21 protein-coding genes and 1 riboswitch are annotated in these 22,095 nt (G+C 59.6%); of the genes, 14 read left to right on the forward strand and 7 right to left on the reverse strand.

What is annotated here, in order from left to right; translation table 11 throughout:
* Positions 1 to 129 precede the first annotated feature (129 nt).
* Positions 130 to 381 (forward strand): hypothetical protein, encoded by a 252-nt coding sequence (locus AC13DD_RS20055; RefSeq protein ID WP_064229378.1) that lies wholly within the window; start codon positions 130 to 132, stop codon positions 379 to 381.
* Here AC13DD_RS20055 and AC13DD_RS20060 read toward each other — a convergent pair.
* Positions 378 to 1,448: a hypothetical protein gene (locus AC13DD_RS20060; protein WP_482931646.1), complete on the reverse strand. Its 1,071-nt coding sequence runs from the start codon at positions 1,446 to 1,448 to the stop codon at positions 378 to 380. The genes AC13DD_RS20055 and AC13DD_RS20060 overlap by 4 nt on opposite strands.
* A gap of 172 nt (positions 1,449 to 1,620) precedes the next feature.
* Between AC13DD_RS20060 and AC13DD_RS20065 the strand changes: the two genes are divergently transcribed.
* Genes AC13DD_RS20065 through AC13DD_RS20075 form a run of 3 tightly spaced genes read left to right on the forward strand, consistent with a single transcriptional unit; the run spans position 1,621 to position 6,127 of the window.
* Positions 1,621 to 5,109, forward strand: a complete 3,489-nt coding sequence (locus tag AC13DD_RS20065; protein WP_482931647.1) for a response regulator — start codon at positions 1,621 to 1,623, stop codon at positions 5,107 to 5,109.
* 32 nt (positions 5,110 to 5,141) lie between these two features.
* On the forward strand, positions 5,142 to 5,699 hold the full coding sequence (locus AC13DD_RS20070) for a hypothetical protein (protein WP_008176794.1): 558 nt from the start codon (positions 5,142 to 5,144) through the stop codon (positions 5,697 to 5,699).
* A gap of 14 nt (positions 5,700 to 5,713) precedes the next feature.
* The gene (locus AC13DD_RS20075) at positions 5,714 to 6,127 is read left to right on the forward strand and encodes a response regulator (RefSeq protein ID WP_008176796.1); all 414 of its coding nucleotides are present in this window, start codon (positions 5,714 to 5,716) and stop codon (positions 6,125 to 6,127) included.
* Positions 6,128 to 6,152: 25 nt separating this feature from the next.
* On the opposite strand, the gene AC13DD_RS20080 is transcribed toward AC13DD_RS20075, so the two are convergent.
* Complete coding sequence (locus AC13DD_RS20080; RefSeq protein ID WP_041645887.1) at positions 6,153 to 6,425, reverse strand: hypothetical protein; 273 nt, start codon at positions 6,423 to 6,425, stop codon at positions 6,153 to 6,155.
* 546 nt (positions 6,426 to 6,971) lie between these two features.
* Here AC13DD_RS20080 and AC13DD_RS20085 point away from each other — a divergent pair.
* Positions 6,972 to 7,211 (forward strand): hypothetical protein, encoded by a 240-nt coding sequence (locus AC13DD_RS20085; protein WP_008176800.1) that lies wholly within the window; start codon positions 6,972 to 6,974, stop codon positions 7,209 to 7,211.
* 15 nt (positions 7,212 to 7,226) lie between these two features.
* On the opposite strand, the gene AC13DD_RS20090 is transcribed toward AC13DD_RS20085, so the two are convergent.
* Positions 7,227 to 7,760, reverse strand: coding sequence for a 3'-5' exonuclease (locus tag AC13DD_RS20090; protein ID WP_039882176.1), 534 nt, complete (start codon positions 7,758 to 7,760; stop codon positions 7,227 to 7,229).
* 185 nt (positions 7,761 to 7,945) lie between these two features.
* Between AC13DD_RS20090 and queC the strand changes: the two genes are divergently transcribed.
* On the forward strand, positions 7,946 to 8,611 hold the full coding sequence (queC, locus tag AC13DD_RS20095; protein ID WP_008176806.1) for a 7-cyano-7-deazaguanine synthase QueC: 666 nt from the start codon (positions 7,946 to 7,948) through the stop codon (positions 8,609 to 8,611).
* Positions 8,611 to 9,267, forward strand: coding sequence for a 7-carboxy-7-deazaguanine synthase (gene queE, locus AC13DD_RS20100; protein ID WP_008176809.1), 657 nt, complete (start codon positions 8,611 to 8,613; stop codon positions 9,265 to 9,267). Before queC ends, queE begins: the two co-directional genes overlap by 1 nt.
* Here queE and AC13DD_RS20105 read toward each other — a convergent pair whose 3' ends face one another.
* From AC13DD_RS20105 to AC13DD_RS20120, 4 genes are all read right to left on the reverse strand, one after another.
* Positions 9,268 to 10,335 (reverse strand): AraC family transcriptional regulator, encoded by a 1,068-nt coding sequence (locus AC13DD_RS20105; protein ID WP_008176811.1) that lies wholly within the window; start codon positions 10,333 to 10,335, stop codon positions 9,268 to 9,270.
* Between the two features lie 156 nt (positions 10,336 to 10,491).
* The gene (locus AC13DD_RS20110; RefSeq protein ID WP_008176813.1) at positions 10,492 to 11,379 is read right to left on the reverse strand and encodes an alpha/beta fold hydrolase; all 888 of its coding nucleotides are present in this window, start codon (positions 11,377 to 11,379) and stop codon (positions 10,492 to 10,494) included.
* Between the two features lie 128 nt (positions 11,380 to 11,507).
* On the reverse strand, positions 11,508 to 13,127 hold the full coding sequence (locus tag AC13DD_RS20115) for an ExeM/NucH family extracellular endonuclease (protein ID WP_482931648.1): 1,620 nt from the start codon (positions 13,125 to 13,127) through the stop codon (positions 11,508 to 11,510).
* A gap of 150 nt (positions 13,128 to 13,277) precedes the next feature.
* Positions 13,278 to 14,180, reverse strand: coding sequence for a helix-turn-helix transcriptional regulator (locus AC13DD_RS20120; RefSeq protein ID WP_175497395.1), 903 nt, complete (start codon positions 14,178 to 14,180; stop codon positions 13,278 to 13,280).
* A 271-nt stretch (positions 14,181 to 14,451) separates the two neighbouring features.
* Here AC13DD_RS20120 and AC13DD_RS20125 point away from each other — a divergent pair, with 271 nt between their 5' ends.
* From AC13DD_RS20125 to AC13DD_RS20155, 7 genes are all read left to right on the forward strand, one after another.
* Entirely contained in the window at positions 14,452 to 15,735 is a 1,284-nt protein-coding gene (locus tag AC13DD_RS20125) for an MFS transporter (protein ID WP_482931649.1), read from the forward strand.
* A 162-nt stretch (positions 15,736 to 15,897) separates the two neighbouring features.
* Positions 15,898 to 16,323: a MarR family transcriptional regulator gene (locus tag AC13DD_RS20130; RefSeq protein WP_008176821.1), complete on the forward strand. Its 426-nt coding sequence runs from the start codon at positions 15,898 to 15,900 to the stop codon at positions 16,321 to 16,323.
* A gap of 3 nt (positions 16,324 to 16,326) precedes the next feature.
* The gene (locus tag AC13DD_RS20135; RefSeq protein ID WP_008176822.1) at positions 16,327 to 17,718 is read left to right on the forward strand and encodes a DHA2 family efflux MFS transporter permease subunit; all 1,392 of its coding nucleotides are present in this window, start codon (positions 16,327 to 16,329) and stop codon (positions 17,716 to 17,718) included.
* 51 nt (positions 17,719 to 17,769) lie between these two features.
* Positions 17,770 to 17,952, forward strand: a riboswitch (yybP-ykoY riboswitch).
* 4 nt (positions 17,953 to 17,956) lie between these two features.
* Positions 17,957 to 18,526 (forward strand): TMEM165/GDT1 family protein, encoded by a 570-nt coding sequence (locus tag AC13DD_RS20140; RefSeq protein WP_008176825.1) that lies wholly within the window; start codon positions 17,957 to 17,959, stop codon positions 18,524 to 18,526.
* Between the two features lie 52 nt (positions 18,527 to 18,578).
* Positions 18,579 to 19,625 carry a L,D-transpeptidase family protein gene (locus AC13DD_RS20145; protein ID WP_008176827.1) on the forward strand — a complete coding sequence of 349 codons (1,047 nt, stop codon included), beginning with the start codon at positions 18,579 to 18,581 and terminating at the stop codon, positions 19,623 to 19,625.
* A gap of 112 nt (positions 19,626 to 19,737) precedes the next feature.
* Positions 19,738 to 21,225 (forward strand): NfeD family protein, encoded by a 1,488-nt coding sequence (locus AC13DD_RS20150; RefSeq protein WP_482931650.1) that lies wholly within the window; start codon positions 19,738 to 19,740, stop codon positions 21,223 to 21,225.
* A gap of 37 nt (positions 21,226 to 21,262) precedes the next feature.
* Complete coding sequence (locus AC13DD_RS20155; RefSeq protein WP_273017725.1) at positions 21,263 to 22,066, forward strand: slipin family protein; 804 nt, start codon at positions 21,263 to 21,265, stop codon at positions 22,064 to 22,066.
* Positions 22,067 to 22,095 lie beyond the last annotated feature (29 nt).

The following is a 22,095-nucleotide window of genomic DNA, read 5'->3' on the forward strand; positions in this document are numbered from 1 at the left end:
CGCAGGAAGCCCGGCAAGGCTGCAAATAAAAATGAAACTCTATTCATTTTAATTGTACTTTGTCTGACAGTTGTGCAGACTTGCCTGATGGGAAAAGGATCTATCACGACTCAATGGACGAGAAGCCGAATGGACAAGCCCACACCCCCCAGCCACCAGTCAGCCTCCCGCGAGGTCAAGCTGGACCATCACGACAGCGTTCGCAATCACGTGCATCAGCAGGTGCGCTCCGAGGTTGAGCGGCTCGAACGCCGAATCGAAACCCTCCGTCTGGTCAAGGCGCCTCATGCGGCCATCATGATCTCCACCTATGAACGGATGATCGACCGCAAGAAAGGCTTCCTGCAAAACTGGGACCTCAGGGACGGAGGCGCCAGCTAGCGCTCGGCGATCGCCACGGTTGCCCAACTGGCCACAGCCTCCGCGTCCTCCTGATAGGTACAGTTGGCCGGATTGGCCATGGTGTCCTCCTCGTCCGCTGAGTCAGGATCGTCAATGCGGGCCGGCTCGCCATCCGAGGCAAAAATCCTGACCAGTTCCATGTTGTAATCCAGCTCGATTCTCAGGCAGTCCGGATGGTTGTCTTCCCGAGTGTACCCCGGATAGCGGTCGAGCTTGATGACTTCGGATTCGTCGTTCTTGATAAACAGTGTGTCGGTGTTTTCGTCAATGAAATCCTGGCGCAGTTCAATACTGCCGTGGTTCCGGCTCAGGTAGTCGGCCGTTGCAAACTCGGTGGGACTGTAGCCCAGCGTCATGAAGCTGTTGGCATCGAACCGGCTACCTGCCAGCACGCTGACAAGTTCCGGCTGGGCTGCCTGGTCCTCTTCCTCAACGCTGCGGCTGACGTACTGGACGGTGCGATAGACCTTGTTTTCGAGATCCGACTCCTCCGGGCCATCCGGCAGGTAACGCCAGTCCAGGGTGGGGTAGATCCAGAGCTGGTCGTTCAGTGGCAGATCGGCAATCACCGCCGACTGGTCTGTGAACCGGATCTGGGCGCCGTTGCCCCGGGTGTTGTAGGTGCCCGCGACGCCATCGGCAATGCGTTGACTGATGTACCGTTTGCCTTCCTGGAAATTGGTGACTTCGCCGGACGCCAGCACCTGGTTCATCAGGTCCAGCGGGTTGCGCACACTGTCATAGCTGGTGCCGGAGTCTGTGGGCGTGGCACGGATAAAAATCTCGATATGGGAGCGTATTTCGCTGGTAGTCTCGAGGTCGTCGGACGCTTCCCCTGCGGGCTGTATGCCCCGGTAAAAGTCCCGGAAACGAGTGTGTCTGAGGTTGTCGGGGGCCACCTCGGTGTTCTCCAGGGTGAAGCTGGAGAACGTCAGATCCACATTGGTGGCCGGATTGAACGCTGAAGGGCCGGTGTCCTCAAGTCCGCAGCCACTCAGGACAAGCGTGGTCATGGCAACAGCAGCGAAAATGCAGGAATGTCTCATTTCAGAAGGCCCCGGGATGCGATAAACGGTGTAAACGGCTAAAGTGAGTCACCAGGACGGTATGGCCCCGGTGCGGTTACCGACAGTAAAACAAAAAACAGGTATCTACCCTCGCGGAGATCACATTTTGCGGCAACGGCTTGAATTGGCGCCCCCGGCGGTGACGTCTTTGATGGTAGTTCTGCTGCTCCTGGTCACGGCCATGACGCCGTCCTCGGCCAGTGCAGCCGGGCCCTGCCGTGATGGCGAGATTGTCCTGGATGGCGGTGTCGAGAGTATCCGTGATCTGGGTGGCTGTATCTGGTACCTCGAGGATCCGGAGCAGGCACTGACTCTGGAAGAGGTTCGCAAACTGGAATCGGGTGCCTTCACCCGCCACGAAGGCGGCGTGTTGAACTTCGGCTACACCGAGTCCGCATACTGGGTGCGCCTGGATCTGCGGGCAGACGGTAACCTCGACCAGAACGGATGGATCCTGGAGCTTGCCCTGCCCCTGGTCGATCAGGTCGCCCTGTTCATGGTCCGCGACGGCGCCCTGGTTGAACAGCGCCAGGCCGGTTACGAGGATAACTGGGGGGAGCGGGATCTGGCGGTTCCCAATCCTACCTTCCGCCTGTCCCTGGCGCCGGATACCCTCAATCGCGTCTATCTTCGGGTGGTCAACACCAACACCTTCCGTTTGCCCATCAGCCTCTGGCACCCGGACAGTTACATTGAAAAAGTGTCGGTGGATGAACTGGTGCGGGGCATCCTGCTGGGCGCGGTGCTCGCCATTCTGGCCTACAACCTGTTTGTCGCGGTCTCGGTGCGCGAGCGGAGCAACATCTATTACGTGCTCTACCTGGTCTTTGCGGCCATCTTTATCTTCACCGAACAGGTTCACGGTATCCAGCTTCTCGACAGCCGGCCCGCTCTGTTCGACAAGCAGTTCCTGCACTTCCAGATCATTCTGACCTGGTTCTGGGGCCTGCTGATGGCAAGGTCGCTGCTTGAAACCCGGGAACGGTCGGCCGATCTTGATCAGGTCATCCGCCTGTGCCTGTATTCGGTGGTTGCCACTTTCGTGCTGTCGCTGTTCCTGCCCTACCACGTGGCCATGGAATGGATTGTGGTTGGCTCCATTCTGCTGAGCCTGATTTTGATCGTGGTCAGTTACCTGTCCTGGCGCTATTACAATCCGGCGGCCCGTTCCTATTTTTTCGCCTGGACACTGGCGCTGGTGGGCTTCGGTATCTATGCCCTGACGGTGATGGGCATACTGCCATTGAACACCTTCACCGCTTACTCACCCCAGTTTGGTCTGACCGCGCAGATTATCCTGTTTTCTTTTGCCCTCGCAGACAGGATCAAGCAGGTCCAGGGCGAGGCCCTGGGCTGGAGCCAGCGGGCGTTGTCGAACCTTCAGCGTTACCAGTCGCTGTTCGATAACGCCATCGAGGGCGTGTTCCAGATGTCGCCGGACCGGCGATTTGTCACGGCCAATCCCGCCATGGCGCGCCTGCTGGGCTATAACAGCAGCCGCGAGTTGCTCAAGCGGAACCCGGACGTACTGGAAACCTGCATCGCCGACGAGCGGTTGCGGCGGCTGGTGATCGAGCAGCTGGAGGCCCGGGGCACGGTCAAGGGCATTGAGGCCCGATACCTTACCCGGGACGGTGACGAGCGCTGGGCGACCATCTCACTGCATACGGTGTATGACACCGAGGGTGAGCCGACCCATCTGGAAGGCACCTGCATCGACGCCACCGAAAGTCACAATCGCTTGAGGATCGAGAGGGAGCGCGAGCAGGAGCGTCTCGAGAAGGAGCTTGCCCGCAATTCCGCGGAGGCGAAAAGCCAGTTCCTGGCCAATATGAGCCACGAAATCCGCACACCGCTGGCGGCGATCATCGGGTACGGTGAAACCCTGCTTGAGCCGGATCTCAGCGAAACGGAGAAACGAAGCAGCGCAGAGACCGTGGTGCGCAGCGGGCGCCATTTGCTGGATCTGGTCAACGACATTCTCGACCATTCGAAGATCGACGCCAACAAACTGGATGTGGATATCGTATCGGTCAATCTGCCGGAACTTCTCGATGAAATCCGCGCCTTCTTTGCCCCCCGGGCCCGGGAAAAGGGGCTGGATTTCAGCGTCATCTGTGAGTACCCGTTGCCGGAGCAGGTCTGTACCGACCCGACCCGCCTGCGACAGATCATCATCAACCTGTGTGGCAATGCCCTGAAGTTCACCGACAAAGGGTCGATCTCCCTGGTGGTCCGCTGTGATCGCGAGCAGGAATTGCTGGTGGCCAGGGTGGTGGATACCGGCATTGGCATGAAGCCGGAACAGCTGGGGCGGCTGTTTGATCCCTTTGCCCAGGGCAGCGCCGCGATTTCCCGGCAATACGGCGGCACCGGCCTCGGGCTCAGTATTTCCCGGCGGCTGGCGGAAATGCTTGGTGGCAGTATCCGGGTGAACAGTACCTATGGCGAGGGCAGCGAGTTTGAGCTGTCGATCCGGACCGGGCCACTGGAACAGGTCCATTTCCTGCGCGATGCGTCGGAGCTCAGCCAGCGCCGCAGGGCCATACCCATGGTGGTGGCGCCGAGTCTGTCCGGGCGCATCCTGTGTGCCGAAGACAACGAGGTAAACCGGCGGCTTGTGTCCCTGCTGGTGTCGCGAACCGGGGCGGAACTGGTTCATGTGAGCAATGGCGCCGAAGCCCTGGAACTGGCGATTCGCGAGCCCTTTGATCTGATACTGATGGACATCCAGATGCCGGTGATGAACGGCCGGGATGCCACGGCGGCCCTGCGCGAGGCCGGAGTGAATACGCCGGTGATCGCCCTGACCGCCAATGTGATGTCCGAAGACATTGCCGATTATCGGCTGGCGGGCTGCAATGAGCACCTTGCCAAGCCTATCGACAAGCAGCGGTTCTATGAAACACTGGGACGATACCTTTCGGTGACGCCGGCCTCCGCTAATGAACGAACCTCACGCTATCAGGGCAAGGTGCTGGTTGCCGAAGACAACACCGAAAACCGGCAGCTGGTAGAGCGTATGCTGCGCCGGGAAGGTCTGGACGTCGTGGCAGTGACCGGCGGCGAGGACGCGGTTCGGACTGCATTGTCCGATACGGTTCATCTGGTGCTGATGGACCGTCACATGCCGGGAATGGATGGTGTTGATGCCACCCGGTTGCTGCGCCAGGCCGGGTTCCGCCGGCCGGTGATTGCCTTTACAGCCGGCGATCAGCAGGAAACCGATGCATTGCTTGAGGCCGGATGTGACGGCGTGCTGAACAAGCCCATTGATCAGTCCCACCTGACGGCCCTGCTGGATCGGCTGCTGGGCACGGGCCCCGTTTTCGCCGCGGATACCGGCGAAGACGCTGAAATTGCCCACCTGGTGGCACAGTTTCTTGATGGGCTTGCCGCGCGGCGGACCCGAATGGATGCCGCGCTGGCGGACGCAGATCGTGAAGCAATGAAAACCGAAGCCCACCAGATCAAGGGCACGGCGGGTGCCATGGGCTATCCGCTGATGACCCGACAGGCGGGTATACTGGAAGAGCTGCTGAAAGTCACTGAGCCGGACTGGGAACGTGTTCGCAGCGAACTGAAGGAACTCGGTGAAATGATAGACCGTGCCCTCGCCGCTGCGAAAACGCCAGGCTGACGTGTGTGAGTATGACCAACAGGAAGAACCCGATGAGTGAGCTGCCGGAACGCCGAGAACACCATTCCCTGAGCATGATGTATGGTACCTATGCCGACATCCTGTTTGTGTTGTTTCCCTTTCTGATTATCGGTATGCAACGGTTGTGGGAAGGCCGGCTTTACGAAACCCTGCTGCGACCGGACCTGAGCATCGCCGCCGCTATCCTTGCCGGTCTGGCTATCGGCAAGTTCGTGCTCGGTCTCGTGACCAACCGGGAGCTCGGGCGCTACAAGGAGCGCATTGTTTTCTTCATCGCCCTGACGCTTTTCGTGGTGCTGGGGCCGGCAATCATTCTGATCCTGAGTATACTGGGAAGCGCGGATGTACCCGGTTTTGTAACCTTTGTTCAGCCGATCCTTCTGATTATTGCGATATCCCTCTACACAACCGCTGTGAGCATCAGCAATATACTGACACGGTTTGGCATGGAGGACGGGACGACGGCCAATCCGGAGACCTCGCCACGCTCTGACTACAGTGACATGAGCGAGCCCCGACCAGCGCCGCTGGACCTGCCACGGCGCACAGGCAACGACCCGACAGTTTGAGAGGAGCAACCCACATGACGGATCTGAAAGTGCTGGTAGTGGAAGATGAGCCTGTGATGCGAGAGCGGCTCGTGGATATGCTCTACAACGCTGGCGCAACCAAAGTGATCGAGTGTATTGACGCAGCTTCCGCCAGGACGGCTTTCAAAGCCGGGGAATTTCACATCATCCTGCTGGATCTGGGGTTGCCGGACGGCGATGGGCACGAACTGATGCTGGAATTCAAGGACGCCCGTGAGGAACAGCACATTGTGCTGGTGACGGCGGACGATTCGATCGAGAGTATTCAGCGTGCGATCAGTGCCGGCGCTAACGGCTACGTGGTCAAGCCTTATTCCCAGGAAAAAATACACGATGTGGTCAACAATTACGCCATGGTTCACGGCGGCGATATGGCGATGATGCAGGGTCTGAACCGGCGCCACTGACCGGTTCAGACACGCGGCTTCTGAATCAGGCGACCTGCCGGGCAATCCAGGAATTGTAACGGGTCGCCAATGCTCTGACGTACCTTGCCTCGGCGTCGTTCATATTGCCCAGGACGCCCTTGAAGATCCAGCCCCGCTCATACACTCCCAGCACCCGCTGTTCGTCATCCAGATTGACGCGCTGATTAAGTTTTTTGCAGATGGCATCCAGCAGCGGCAGCTTCTCCGGACGCTTGATCGGGCCCTGGCGATTGTTCATGGGCTGGTTTGCTGCGCGAGTTGTCGGATGTCTTTTCATGATGTTCTCCTTGTCGTTTTGCGGCTGCAAAAACAAAACCCCGGTGCCTGAAGCGACCGGGGTTTCGCGGAGAAGCTGACCCGGTCGCTACATAGGCTCCCGGGACTGACCGAAAGCCGTTAGATGTCTTTCACCATCGCGCGGACAGACTGCCCTGCATGGCAACCTGCTGCTGTGTAAGCGCTGAACTGTGGAATCATTCTGGTCATACCGGCTCTTATGTTTCGGTTCGACTACCAGTGTATAGGCTAATGGGCCGTTTGCAATAGCCCGGCTTCTTCGGCAAACCCCTACAGACGGCCTCCAGGGGCGCTTGGCATAATTCTTTCCGTCACGTGTTTTACGTTGTGCAATCCCGACTGCCTGCCGCGCCAGGCAGTCGATGGATCTCTCCTTTCTACGCAGCCTCTATGGCTGCGTTTTTTTTGGGTAGTGGAATCTTCGTAGCCATTACTTCTTACAGATTTTGCGGCCTGTCCCGGCGATAATTCGCACACTAATATTCGATTAATCGCCATCAACAGACAGAGGTTGAAACCTAGCAAAATGTCCGACGAAGCCGGATCTGCCAGTAAAAAGTTCCGTTCCCACGCATTGATTGAACTCGCCCTGATTATTGCACTTGGTCTTTACCTGCTGGTCGCGCAGGAGCAGGTCGTGGGTGAGAATCTGGTGTTTACCGTGACCGGAGCCGCGCTCATGGCCCTGGTGACCTACTGGACGCTGAATACCCTTCGGGATGGTCTCGAGGTCATCGCACTGCGTGTCCGTCACGCCAGGCACTGATCAACCGGGAATGCGTCAGGCCTGCCGGGTTTGACCCGTTAACGGCGCCAGTTCGTCCTGATTCGGCGCAATCCGTTCCCAGGTCTTGTGGAGAATCAGGGCATCGTTTGCGGCCCGATGCACAGGCAGGCCAAGCTCTGTAATCACCTGTTGGCGAAGTGCTGACCATTCGCGCACCTGCCTCGTGTCCAACAGCGCTGAAATGGATTCAAGCTGAAACGTTGGCGTCATGCGGGCGGCCTTGAACAAACGGTGCAGCCAGAAACTGTCGAAGGTCCAGGCATCGCAAAACACCTGTTCCGGCAGCAGTTCGTTGAGGGCACTGGCGACTTCGCTCACCGCAATACCATCCGCTTCCAGGGTCTCGCGGGAAATGCCGTGAATCTGCTCAGCGCTTTGTGACCAGTCCTGCCACAGCACGTGGGGGCTGATCAGCCAGCTGTGGAGAGTGCCATCCGGCATGCAGATTCCCACCTCAATGGGGTAGCTCGCGATCAGATCAAGGCTTGATGCCTCGAAATCGATGAATGCCGGCTGGATAGTGGTCATGGAGTCAGTGTAGCTGATGAGTTGTTTTTCGCTGAGTTTACCCGCCCCGCAAGCGAGACGCGAACCCAACCTGTTCCTGCACTGTTACAATATGTCCATTCATTGTAAAAGCCCGATGACAGCAACAGGCCTCGGGCGCGACAGTAAACCAGCCAAATCCGAACCGCACCATACGGGGAGCCCGAATGACAGACACCGTAGTCGTTATCTATTCCGGAGGCATGGACTCCTACACCCTGCTGCATCTGGCCCGGGAGCGCGGCTACCAGGTTCATGCCCTGTCCTTCAACTACGGGCAGCGCCATGTCCGGGAGCTTGAGTGCGCGCGTTCGGTCTGTGAAGCGCTGGGTGTACCCCACAAGGTGATCGATATCCGCGCCATGAGTGAGGTGATGGCCGGCTCATCGCTGACCTCGGATATCGATGTGCCGGAAGGCCACTATGAAGAAGACAGCATGAAAGCGACCGTGGTGCCTAACCGAAACATGATTCTCCTGTCCCTGGCGACCGGTTACGCCGTGACCGCAGGTGCTGGCGCCGTCTGGTACGGAGCTCATGGTGGCGACCACGCTATCTACCCGGACTGTCGCCCGGAGTTTGTGGATAAAATGGACGCGGTCTGCCGCGTGGCCAACTACGAGCCGGTCGGCATTGAGGCGCCTTTCATGACCATGGACAAGGGTCAGATCCTGGCTGAAGGCCTGCGCCTGGGACTGGACTATGCACAGACCTGGACCTGCTACAACGGCCGGGAGCGGGCTTGTGGACGCTGCGGCTCCTGTGTTGAACGACTGGAAGCCTTCGCTGCCAATGGTGTCAAAGATCCCCTGGACTACGAGGCGGCAAGCTGATGTATCGGGTCAAGGAAGCCTTCTACACGTTGCAGGGTGAAGGTGCCCAGGCCGGGCGTGCTGCCGTGTTCTGTCGTTTCAGCAAGTGCAATCTCTGGACCGGTCGCGAGAAGGACCGCGCCACTGCCGTGTGCAATTTCTGTGATACCGATTTTGTCGGTACTGATGGCCAGAATGGTGGTCGCTTTGAAACCCCGGAGGAACTGGCCCGTCACATACGCAATCTTTGGCCGGAGGCACCCGGCAAGCCCTACGTGGTCTGCACCGGTGGCGAGCCCCTGCTGCAGCTGGATGCTCCCCTGATCGAGGCTCTGCACCGGGAAGGGTTCGAGGTAGGGGTAGAGACCAACGGTACCCTGCCCGCGCCCGAAGGCATCGACTGGCTCTGCGTCAGTCCGAAAGCCGATGCCCCGGTGGTGCTTGAGGCCTGTGACGAGCTGAAGCTGGTCTATCCCCAGCCCCTGGCGATGCCGGAGCGATTCCTGGGCATTCGCGCAAGCCATTATTTCCTGTCGCCGATGGCCTCTCCCTCGATACCGGAAACGGCTGTGGATGAGATCAAACAAAGCAATACCCGACGCGCCACCGATTATTGTCTCGCGCATCCGCAGTGGCGCCTGACCCTGCAAATGCACAAGATCATCGGCATCGACTGATTACCCCGTGGCCAGTGCCCGCCTGGCGGTAATCAGCCCGGGGCCGGGTTGCGAAATTCGGTAATGGCTGGGGCTGCTGCCGGTCCAGCGCTTGAAAGCCCGGGTGAAATTCGCCGCGTCGGCGTAACCGAGGGCATCGGCAATCTGGCTCAGATTCATGGTGGTACTGCGGAGCAGATCCTGTGCCCGTTCCAGGCGGACCTGATCTACCAGCTGCTGGAAACTGGCGTCTTCTTCCTGCAGCCGCCGCTTGAGCGTTCTCTCGGACACAAACAGGGTGGCCGCTACCCTGGCCAGTTTTGGCGGGAAGGGGTGGCTGGTCTCGATTACCCGTCGGACGCGACAGGCAAATCCGGCGTCTTCGGTCAGCTGCCGCAGCGCCTCCTCGCACTGGGCTTTGGACGAGGCCGCCAGTTGATCATCGGTGAAGCGCACGGGCAGGCTCAGACGGCCAACCGGAATCACCAGGGCATTCTCCGTAGCGCCGAATTCCACCGGCACCGGGATCTGTGAGCGGAAACGCTGGAAATAGGCCGGCTCCGTTCCCCGGCGAACAATCCGCAAACCGTCAATGACCGAGCCTGTCAACTGTGCCCCCATGGAAACGCAACCGAACAGCATGGCATCCATGATAAAGCCGTGCAGAGGCCCCAGGTCGATATCACAATGCACAACGTACCAGGCCAGGTTGCCGGTCTCCCGTTTGCAGACCCGAAGGTGAGGCACCCTTAGCGTCAGGTATCGGGTCATCAGCTCCATGGCATCGCCCAGGGTACGGCTACTCATGACGGCCGTACCCAGGGCGCCGTGCAGGGGCAGCTTCAGCTCCCTGGCGAGCATGATACCGAGCCCCGGTTCGCCGCTCTCGATAATGGCCCGGGTGACGAATTCGCTGGCCTGGGTCTGGCTCACCCGCCGATCGGTGGATTGCAGGCGGACCGGGTCAAGACCGACCCGGAGGAGGAGGTCCTGTTCGTCAACACCGATGGTGTTCAGCAGTTCGGCCAGAAGATGCAGGTAGATGGCCGGCATGCCCAGGTCCTGTGCCGTTGAAACGGAGGCGCGCATGGGATTTCCTCGTCTGATTCTGTTCTTGTTATGTCGCAGAACGCTTGGTTTCGACGATTATGGCGCCTCGCGGCTCGTTGCCCCATGACTTCGGTGACGGAATAAATGGCCTGAAAGGCCAATCATCGGCCGGTTGGCAGGAAGCATCCGGATCGATCACTGGCCATGACGGCGGACGAAGTGTTCCAGGGCTGCGGCAGATCGCCCGGGCGTTTCCAGCATCGGAAGATGTCCGACACCCCGGAACATGTGGATTTCTGCCTGAGGCGTGGCCGAGCTGAACCAGTCAACGCAGCGGGTCGGGGTAATCACGTCACGGTCGCCCCACTGAACCTGCAGTGGTGGTGTCTCGGGGCCCAGGTAGCGGGCCGGTGCCAGCGCGTCTGCCACCATGTCACTGAAGATATGCCGGAGGGCCTCGGTGCGGCCCAGGAGATCCGGTCCGAGAAGGCCGGCCATGGCAAGTCCGGAGACCGTGGGCTTGCCGGTGCCAACACTGTTGAACATGCGGTAGACGCCTTTCCAGTCCCGTGGAATCAGGATGCCATCCCGGTCAGGCTTCAGGGGGGCGTGAATGTCTGCCTCTTTATGTTCGGGGATGCCGGCGCTGTTGAGCAACGTCACCGAGCGGGGCGCCGGATCCAGTGTGTGGGCCAGTATTGCGGCAATCGCGCCACCCATGGAGCTGCCGGCCAGATGGATGTTGTCCGTGTTAACGCCCGCAAGCCACTGAGCCAGTCGACGGGCCTGGGTTTCGTAGCGGTAGCAGGCCTCCGGCCGGTAATCACTCTCCCCGAATCCCGGCAGATCCGGCGCCAGAAGATGCCAGCGTCTTGGCAGTCTTTGCAGCCACAGCCCCCAGTTTTCCTTCATGGCGGCAAAGCCATGAATCAGGACGATCGTCGGGCGGCCGACACCTGGCGATCCCCGTTCCAGGAAAACCATCTTGTGGCCATCGACCATGGTTTCATGGCGGCGGGCCTGGAGAAGTAATCGTTGTCCCGTGCGGGCAGCGGGCCAGAAGTTGGGGGCAGGAATTCTCATGGTTGTCAGCGATCACCGGTTTTGGGTCTGACCACCAGTCTACCGGGACCAGTATCCGGAGCCTTGGCCACAGTGCCCGTGGACGTCGGCGAATGGGCAACAGATTGCCCGTGACGGGGCGTCGAAAGTCAGAGCTTCAGGTCGACAATCACCGGATTATGGTCGCTGGATCGCCAGGGTCCCCGGCCGGATGCCGGGTGATCGCTCCGGTAGTCGAGTACCCGGGGCTCATCGGCGTTCACCAGCCAGCTCCAGGCGCCCGTAACCCTTGGTTTTAAGGTCTCGGAGGCGAGTGCGAAATCCAGCGAGCCCTTCTGACCACGGTAACGGTAGGTGTAGTGACCACAGATCTTTTCGGTGCAGGGATGGAAATGGTGCACCATGCTGGTAAAACCTGCCTGCTCCAGCACTGCGATGGGATGTTCGCGGGCATAGCTGTTGAGGTCACCGATTATCAGGGTGCCGACTGAATGGTGCCTGCGGGTATCGCTGCCGGACCAGGCCGCCAGTGTTTTCGCTTCGTTGGTCCGCCGGCTCGCGTAGCAGCCCTGGCCATCGGCCTGGTCCTGATTATCGCCACGGGCGCCCCGACAGGATTTCGATTTAAGGTGAGGAACAATGACCCGAACGGTAGCATCACCGTCCGTTCGGCCGAAATCCTGAGCCAGGGGAGGCCGGCCTCCCGATTCAAATGGCCCTTTGGCAAGCCGTTCTGGCGAGCCAACCGCGCTAATCCGGTCGCTGCGGTAGAGCAGGCCGGTCCGGATCTCGTCATCGCCGTCCTGGCCGGGCGTGCTGACGAACCACCAGGTGCCGCCCAAGGCCTCTGCAAGTTCCGCTATGGAACTTGCCGGTCCATAGCCGTCGTTCTCAAGTTCGGTCAGCGCAAGAATGTCCGGATCGGGGGCCAGAAGTGTGTTCACCAGTTGTTGTTGCTGGCGCCGGAATTCCGCCGGTGTCCCGGCCCCGCGACTCGTTGGAAACTCGCCGCCCCGGCCATCTCCGTTAAAGAAATTACCAAGGTTCAGAGCCATGATCCGCACCGAAGCCTCATGCCGCGGCCCGGGTGCGGTTTCTCTGGGATTGGTGGCGAGGAAAGCCGGCTCCTGAGAGGGCTGGAGCCGCCAGGCATCGAAGCGGAAATCCAGCACACCGATGAGCCCTTTAATCTGATCCCCGGCCCTTACGGTTGCCGAAGACAGGCCGCCCGGGGGCCAGGGTACCGGGCGGGGGTCTCTCCTGGACCGGTTGTCATCAAGCAGAACGCGGTTTGCCCCGGCCCGGGTGAATGCCCGGTGTGCTTCTTTGCCGGGGGGCAGGTATTCCGTAGGCTGGACCTGGTCTGAGGCCGCCAGCCCAAGCTCGCCGTAGCGAGCCAGGTTGTAGTTGTCCACCACCGTCAGGGGCTGGCGAAAGGTAACTCTCATGTTCTCCAGATGTTCCGGATCGACGGCCCAGGGCAGGGTGATGGCAATGGGCGCTGGAAGCGGCCCACGCCCGCACGCCCGGATGCTCCGAACCGACACCAGTTCGGTCAGCCCGTGGTATTCCTTCACCTTTCCGGTTACCCGCACTCGCATGCCGACATCGGCGATTTCACGATCGGTGTAAATAAACAGCGCTTCGGAAGTGGCGGGATTCCCGTCGGTCTGATGGTCGGCTTGCTGCAGGTAAAAACCACCAAAGCCGCCCTTTGCCCGGGAATCCTGGGTCAGGATGCCCTCGACGGTGACGGTAGCTCCTGCCATGGGTGAGGCCGGTCCAGTGCCCTGGACCCGGGAAATGGGCGTTGCGGGATCACCACAGGCCGATTCTGCCCTCCCTGCTGCGGGCAGAAATGACAGAATCAGAACGCCGAGAAAGACATACCGCCAGGTCCCAGAGCTCACACTGGCAGTTTAGCTGAGGCCGGCAACGGCTTTGAGGGCCTGTTCGCGTTTGCTGCCAAATCCCAACTGGTCGGGATTGGCCAACTCAAGCTGTTGCACCAGCGGATCCGGGTGCTGATTGTCGAAGGTAATACCGAGCCGTGACAGCACGTAGGGGGCAAGCGCGGCACGGGTAGCAACTTCCAGCCGACCATGTTCCATGCCGTAGTCACGGGCAATGATCTCTTGCTGGGCTTGGGTCAGGCGCTGATCCGGGGTGACCACCAGGGTAACCTGCCGGTTCCAGTGCTCGTCCTGGTCCCGGGTGTGTCTGGCGCGCTGCCGGAGGGCCTCCGGCGAGGTCCGGAATCGGCTCAGGGCGAAATCCCGGAATTCCCGGTTTGAGTCGCACCATGCCCGCAAATGCCAGCTGTCGCCGGCACAAACCAGAGTATGCGGCTCAAGTATGCTTTCCACCGCTTCCGGTCGGCTCAGGGAGGCATAGCTGGCCCGCAGCTGTCTTCCCTGTCGTGTTGCCGTCACCACCGCACGCATGGTTTCGGGCGCGATGACCCGATTCGGACCCTGGACCACGGTGCTGTCCGGCAGGCCAATGTTCAGGGATTCAAACGTGGTGCTCAGGTTTTGCTGGCGGGCAAGCAGGTCCAGATATTCATTGACCACGCCTCGGGTGACCACCGGGCGAAATCTATCGGCCGGGACATAACCTTTCAGGTGACGGTCGTAAACCAGATTGCCCGGCGCCAGTTCGCGAAGATAGGTGTTGATATCCTTGGACGCCTGCTGACGACCGATCCCGAAACTGTGGCAGATGTGGTTGGTAGTCAGACGACCTTCCCACAGGGCAATCGTTTCGATAAGTCGATAGCGAAGCAGCAGATCCCAGCGGATGGGCCAGTCCGTTTTTTTCATAACCAGGCGCTCACGGTCCAATGAATAGCTCGTTTTCATGTTACCTGCTCCGGCACTCATGGTCTGTTACGGCGCATTAATGTAAAACCCTGTTAAACCGCTACACGGCGGCCTTTGCGGGTTTTTGTGATGCAGTTAACGGGTTTCGGGAAGTGCCTAGTGGCTTCACTTCCCGCTACTGATCTAATACGTCGCCGGCAAAGTCCGGGACTTGCTGCTATTTTGTCTGTCATTCAATCCAGAATACCCTGTAACGCCCGGAGCCGCTGTAATGACCCGAATGGTCACCTCCCTGTCTGCCCTGATTCTAAGCATTATTTTGCTGGTCAGCGGCAATGCATTCCTGATGACACTGCTGGGCATCCGTCTGAGTATCGAGGCGATATCGCCGGATATTATCGGCTGGATTCTGGTCTGCTATTCCATCGGTTTTGTGTTGGGTACGCTCTACGTTCACCGAATTATCGGCCGGGTTGGTCATATCCGGGCGTTCGCGGTGTTTGCCGCCGCTGCCGCTGTCACGTCGTTACTCTATCCGATGGCCGTTTCCGAGATTTTCTGGGCTGTTCTGCGGGTACTCTCCGGGTTCAGTATTGCCGGTGTGCTGGTGGTCATCGAGAGCTGGTTCTCCAGCCGTGCCACCAATGCCAACCGCGGTGCGTTGTTTGCGGTGTACCAGATTGTTTTCTATCTGTCCGCCGCCGGCGGCCAGCTCATCGTGAATATCGGCGACCCCGCCAATTTCATGCCTTTCTCGATTGCCGCGATTCTGTTGGCGCTGGCGCTGATGCCGCTGGCACTGACAAAAATGGAGGCGCCGGTCATTGAACAGGTCCAGCGCATCTCATTTTTTACCCTGGCCAGGGAGTCCTTCACCGGTGTTGCCGGTGCCGTGATCTGCGGCGTCATGATTGGCGGTTTCTATGCGCTCGGGCCGGTGTACGCAACCCTGGTCGGGCTGGACGTTGCCAGGACATCCACGTTCATGGCCAGTGCCATTGTCGCGGCCATGATCCTTGCCTGGCCGCTGGGCCGGCTCTGTGACCGTTTCGACCGCCGCCGGGTGATGTTCTGGATTGCCGTGTTGGCCGCGTCCGCAGCGGGTGGTGTTGGCGTCCTGGGGGCTGCCAACCCTTGGTTGCTGACCCTGCTGGTCGGTCTGTTCACCGGCCTTTCGGCCGCCCTTTATCCGGTCGCGGTGGCAATCACCAATGACCGTATGGAAAGTACCCGCATCGTTGCCGCCAGCGCCACGCTGCTGCTCAGTTACGGGGTTGGCAGTGTCATCGGGCCGGTTGTCATGGCCGAGCTGATCAACCTTCTGGGACCGAAAGGCCTGTTTTTCGGCAATGCCGGTTTCCTGTTGGTGCTGGCGGTGATTACCAGCTATCGGATCAGCCATACCGAAGACGTTGCCGTGGCGGATCAGGAGCACTTCGTGCCAGCCATGCCGGAGGCCTCGCCGGTGCTTGCCGAGATGGATCCACGAAATACCGAGTTCCACGAGTCTCCTGAAGTCGAGGAAATGCACGAAGAGCAGCGTCAGGCGAGCTGACGCTGCTTTCGGTTTTCCCCAATTTTGTTTTTACTTCCGTATCTGTTTTTATCACAATGGTTAGCATACTATTGGTGACTTTCCGATAATGTGATTAATTGGCCGAAGGCGCGGCAGCGCCCGGCCCGGGCCAAGCCCTCTTTTGATATGGAGTGACGACAAATGAGAGACCAGTTTCCTTTTGCGGTAGCGCGGGTTACCCGGCGCTGGAGAAAAATGCTGGACGAGCGCCTGAAGGATCTGGGCGTCACCCAGGCGCGCTGGAGCACGATGGTGTACCTGGAAAAAGGCGGTGAGGGCCTCACACAGCGTGAGCTGGCAAGCCTGATGGCGATCGAGAATCCGACCCTGGTTCGACTGCTGGACAGTCTCGAGCAACAGAATTTGATTGAGCGCCGGCCCTGCCCGAACGATCGCCGTGCGCGGCGGCTGCATCTGACCAACGCCGGCCGGGCGTTTATGGATGACCTTTCCGAGCGAGCCGAGGTGCTGCGCGAGGAAATGCTGGAAGGCATCAGCGACAAAGAGATCGAGTGCACCGTAAAGGTGTTCCACAAGATCCTGGAAAACGCCGAAAAGCAGAAATAACCCTTGGCTGATAACTCAGTTGAGGGTCTGAAAGCCCGCTACGGGGATCGCTGGCGTTGGCTGGCGGTGGCCACGGTGATGATAGGCACCATGGCTACCGTACTCAGCGCCACCGTAGTCAACGTGGCGTTGCACGATATCATGGTGGAGTTCGGCATTCGCCAGGGCCAGGTTCACTGGCTGGCAACGGGCTTTATCGCCGCCATGACCACCACCATGCTGGCCTCCTCCTGGCTGCTGGATCACTTCGGGGTTCGCAAGACCCTTGCCGTAGCCATGTTTCTCTTTACCCTGATTTCCCTTGCCGGCGGTTTTGCCGAGACGCCGGGGCAGCTTATCGCCGCCCGGATCGGCCAGGGTGCCATGGCCGGCCTGATGCAGCCCATGGGCATGTATCTGGTGTTCCGGATTTTCCCCCGCGATCGCCGCGGCCAGGCCATGGGTATCTACGGTATGGGGGTGATTCTGGCCCCGGCCCTCGGTCCGGTGCTGGGAGGCTTTCTGGTTGATCAGCTGGACTGGCGCTACGTGATGTTTGCACCGGCTCCGGTTACGCTTCTGGGTGTGTTGATGGCCTGGCGTTTCCTGCCTTTGCCGGTCTCCCGGCCGGCGCCCTATCGGTTTGATCTGCCCGGTTTGTTACTGCTCGGCCTCACCATTGCCCTGTCCCTGGATACCCTCAACCGACTGCAGCAGGCGTCAGGACAGCAGACGTGGATTCTTGCTGAAGCATTGCTGGCCCTTTGCGGGCTGGTGTTCTTTGTGTTGCGTGAACGGCAGACTGCGCACCCGCTGGTGAACATCGGCTTGCTGCGCAAACCGGCATTCCTGTTCGCCTGCCTCGGGGCCATGGCGCTGGGGCTGGCGCTGTTCGGATCCACTTATCTTATTCCGTTGTTTGTCCAGACAGCCCTCGGGTTCAGTGCGACGGAGGCAGGGTTGCTGATGCTGCCTGCAGGGATTGTCCTGGGTATGACGTTCCCGCTGGCCGGTCGGCTGGCGGACAGGCATAGCGCCCGGGTTCTGGTTGTCTTCGGGATTGGTGTATTTGCCCTTTCAGCCGTACTGTTCGCGATGTCAGACCTCGAGCTGGCGTTCGGCTGGCTGGTTCTCTGGACCGTTTTGGGGCGCGTTGGCATCGGATTCATGCTTCCGGCTCTGTCGACCGGTGCCCTGAACCCGCTGGAGCCACAGGAGTTAGGTGCCGGCTCCAGTAGCCTGAACTTTATGCGACAGCTCGGGGGCGCCTTTGGTGTCAACCTGGTGGCCCTGACCATCGAGTTCGGCGAGCACAGTGCGGGCATGCCAACGATCAATGCGTTCCATTCCGCCTGGTGGCTGGTGGCGGCATTCGTAGCGGTTGCGGCGATCCCGGTTTGGCGAATGCGGGTCTAGGAAGACCTGTGGTTGCGGCCCCGCGCCGGATTCATTATTATGCCGGCATCTCTTCAGGGGAGTAGCCTCCGCATCGGAATGTCCGAGCGGATGATAGTCAACATACTTGGGGCCAAATCCCCATGGCTATCATGTTTCACCGCAACACCGGTGATATTGGCAAGACCTGAGGCGGTTTCACCTCCATTGGGCGGAAGGTGGGCTGCCTCATGTCTGGTTATCCGCCCTGGAGTTTTTCATGGACGCTTTTCTCGCCTCGACGGTTGCTGTTGCCATAGCGGAAATTGGTGACAAGACCCAGTTGCTGTCGCTTTTCCTGGTTGCCAGATACGCCACACGCCTGCCTATTATTCTCGGCATTTTTGTCGCAACGGTTCTCAACCACGCCTTATCTGCCTGGCTCGGTGCCTGGGTCGCTTCCTTTATTCCAGAAGCCTGGCTGCCCTGGATTCTGGCCGGCAGCTTTGTCGCCATCGCTCTGTGGCTACTGGTGCCCGACAAGGATGACAGCGCAGACTCGAAGTTTCTGGGCATGGGGGCGTTCATGGCCACCACCATCATGTTTTTCCTGGCGGAAATCGGCGACAAGACCCAGGTGGCAACGGTCGTTCTCGCCGCCCGCTTTACCGAAACCTTCTGGGTTATTCTGGGCACCACGGTGGGGATGCTGCTGGCCAACATACCGGTTATCATGGCAGGACGCTGGCTGATGGAACGGTTGCCCCTTGCCACAGCCCGGATTGGCGCAAGCGTTCTGTTCGTGGTGCTTGCCGTTGTAACAGTGTGGGCAACCTTTATGAACTCCTGAGGGTACTTGCTGTCACTGTACCCGGTTGCCTGATGCTTTCGGAATGTTTTCTATGTGGTTCAGATTCTTAATGGTTTTTGCTTTGGCACAGCTCCTGGCATTTCCGACCATCGGTTCGGAACAGCCTGTGGAGGCTGTCAGTAATTCGGATACCCCGGAGAAACCCGACAGAAGCCCTCGTGTGCCCACCTTCCCGATCCAGGGGGACCTGGCCGGAGAGCTTGGCGTATTCGAGACCCGTTACGAGGACACTTTTGCCGGCATTGGCAACCGTCTGGCCATGGGCTATCTGGAGTTGGTGAAGGCCAATCCCGGTGTCGACCCCTGGCTACCCGGAGAAGGCACTACGATTACCCTGCCGCGCCATTATGTGCTGCCCGACTCCCGGCGCGAGGGCATTGTCATCAATCTTGCGGAGTACCGCCTGTATTACTTCACCAATGGGGGAGTTCAGGTGTACCCGGTTGGAGTGGGAACGGCTGAAAATCCCTCTCCGCTGACCGATGCCGAAGTCACCATGCCGCTGGAATCTCCGGCCTGGTATCCGCCGGCCAGTATTCGCGCGGAGTACGAGGCATCAGGTGAGTACCTGCCCCGTATGATTCCTCCGGGCCCCGGGAATCCGCTTGGTACCCACGCCCTGTTGCTGAGCGAGAAAGGCTATCTGATCCACGGCACCAACAAGAAGTTTGGTGTGGGCATGCCGGTCAGCCATGGCTGTTTCCGGATGTACAACGAGGATATCTCCCGGTTTGTTTACCAGGTTGAGAAAGGTACACCGGTTCAGGTTGTCCACGATGCCGTCAAGATCGGTTTCTCGGATGGTGAGGTCTGGCTTGAGGTGCACCGCCCCCATGAAGACTACCCCCGAGAAGATCGCGACCGTTTATGGCAGCAGGTCTTCGCTGAAGTTGAAGCTTTCCGCAGCCAGCACCCAGGCGTTGAGGTCAAGCGTGGCGCCATTGAGCTGGCAGTGGACCAGGCCGATGGTCTGCCAACCATGATTGGTGAACGGGTTACCCAAATGGCCGCAGACAAGACCGTGGAAGAGAAGTCACCGGAATCGGCCAACGAGCCGGAGCAGCGGCTATACTTCTGACATAGAGTTCCGGGCAAGAGTGCCGCGCTGCGTGAGTGCCTGAGACAGAACCGCGGCCACTGTGCCATCGTATGTCCAGCAATCAGAATTTTTCCGGATCCGGGGAGGCGTCATGCAGGTAAACCATCCCATGCGATCACAGAACCCTGCCCGGCTTCGGCGCTGGGCCCTGGTGATGATGACCGGCGCCCTGCTGGCACTGGCTTCCCTCGCCCATCAGGTTTTTGCCCAGCAGAAGGCTTCCGAGACCGCTCTGGTGCTTACAGTTGAGGGCGCCATTGGCCCCGCGACCATGGACTATGTCACCCGGGGTATTCGCAGGGCCGAATCTGAGGGTGCCGGCCTGGTGATCATTGAAATGGACACCCCGGGCGGCCTGATGGATTCCATGCGGGATATCATCAAGGTGATTCTTGCCTCTGAAGTTCCCGTGGCTACCTATGTTTCCCCGCAGGGCGCCCGGGCTGCCAGCGCAGGCACCTACATTCTGTATGGCAGTCACATTGCCGCCATGGCGCCTGCCACCAACCTGGGATCGGCCACGCCGGTCCAGATGGGTGGGCTGCCGGGTAGCCCTGAACCCGAGAGCGATCCGGCCTCCGAAGCTCCGACCTCCGAGGAAGGGTCGGATTCCGCCTCCGAATCGTCATCCGACAATGAGCGTCAAGCCGGCGACGACGAAGGCAAACGGCGCGGAGGTACCGCCATGGAGCGCAAGGTTCTGGAGGACGCGGTCAGTTACATCCGCGGCCTGGCCGAACGCCATGGTCGCAACGCCGACTGGGCTGAAGAGGCCGTCCGTGAGGCTGTAAACCTCGGTGCCGAAGAGGCGCTGGAGAAGAACGTCATTGACGTGGTCTCCCCCAACCTCCGGGATCTGTTGCAGCAAGTGGATGGACGCACCGTTCGCATGGCGTCAGGCGACAGGACCCTGAACACGGCCAATATGGAAATCGTCAGATCCCAGCCGGACTGGCGCACCCGCCTGTTGTCGGTGATTACCAATCCGAACGTGGCCTACTTTCTGATGATCATCGGCTTCTACGGCATCATCTTCGAGCTGGCCAACCCCGGTGCCGTCGTGCCCGGCGTGATTGGCGCGATTTCTCTGATCCTTGCGCTATTCGCCTTCCAGGTCCTGTCGGTGAATTATGCCGGCCTCGCCCTCATTCTGCTCGGGTTGGCGTTCATCGTGGGCGAGGCGTTTGTGCCCAGTTTCGGGATACTGGGGGTTGGCGGGATTGTCGCCTTCGTGACTGGCTCGATCATCTTGATGGACGGCAGTCACCGGGATATTTCACTGCCGACCATTGGCGGCACGGCCATCGTGGCTGCCGGTTTTATCCTGTGGACGGTGACACGGTTTATCGGGCTGCGTCGACGGCATCCGGTCAGTGGTGCTGAACAGATTACCCACGAGGAAGGTGTGGCGCTGGATGACTTCTCCGGAGACCATGGTCATTTTCGCGGCCACGTCCGTCTGAGCGGTGAGCGGTGGAACGCCATCAGCGAAGGACCGGTCAACGAAGGTGACCGGGTTCAGGTGACAGCAATCGAGGGTTTGACGGTAACCGTCAGGGTCATTCCGGACAACGGCTGACCTGGCAGACAAAGTAACGGCAATACAAGGAGGCCGTATGATTGGCGATCTGATTCCCTATTTGGCACCCACGGTGGTGTTACTGCTGATTCTCGCTTCGGCCATCAAGATCCTGCCGGAGTATGAGCGGGGCGTCGTGTTCTTTCTCGGTCGGTTCCAGGGTGTTAAAGGCCCGGGGCTGATCATTGTGATTCCCGGCATTCAGCAGATGGTGCGGGTGGACCTGCGGGTCATCACTCTGGATGTGCCCAGCCAGGATGTCATTTCCCGGGATAACGTGACGGTGCGAGTGAATGCCGTGCTTTATTTCCGTGTCGTGGATCCGGAGCGGGCCATTATCCGGGTGGAGGATTTCAATTCCGCAACCAGCCAGCTCGCCCAGACAACTCTCCGGTCGGTGCTGGGTAAGCACGACCTGGATGAAATGCTGTCAGAACGGGACAAGCTCAATTCGGATATCCAGGAAATCATCGATGCCCAGACCGAGGAATGGGGCATCAAGGTGGCCAACGTGGAAATCAAGCACGTGGATCTCAACGAGTCCATGATTCGTGCCATTGCCCGCCAGGCCGAGGCCGAGCGCGAGCGGCGTGCCAAGGTCATCCACGCCGAGGGCGAATTACAGGCGTCCAAGAAGCTGGTGGAAGCGGCGGATGTCATGTCTACCAACTCCGGTTCCATGCAGCTGCGTTACCTGCAGACCCTGGCGGATATGAGCAATACCAATTCATCCACCATTGTGTTTCCGCTGCCAATGGAGTTGATGACCACGTTCCTGAAGGAAAACAAACCCTTTACGCCTGATAAGCCCGATCCGGACAAACCCGAACCCGAGGCATAAAAAAAGGCCGGCATTGCCGGCCTTTTCTG

It is taken from the genome of Marinobacter sp. L-13 (assembly GCF_056857715.1).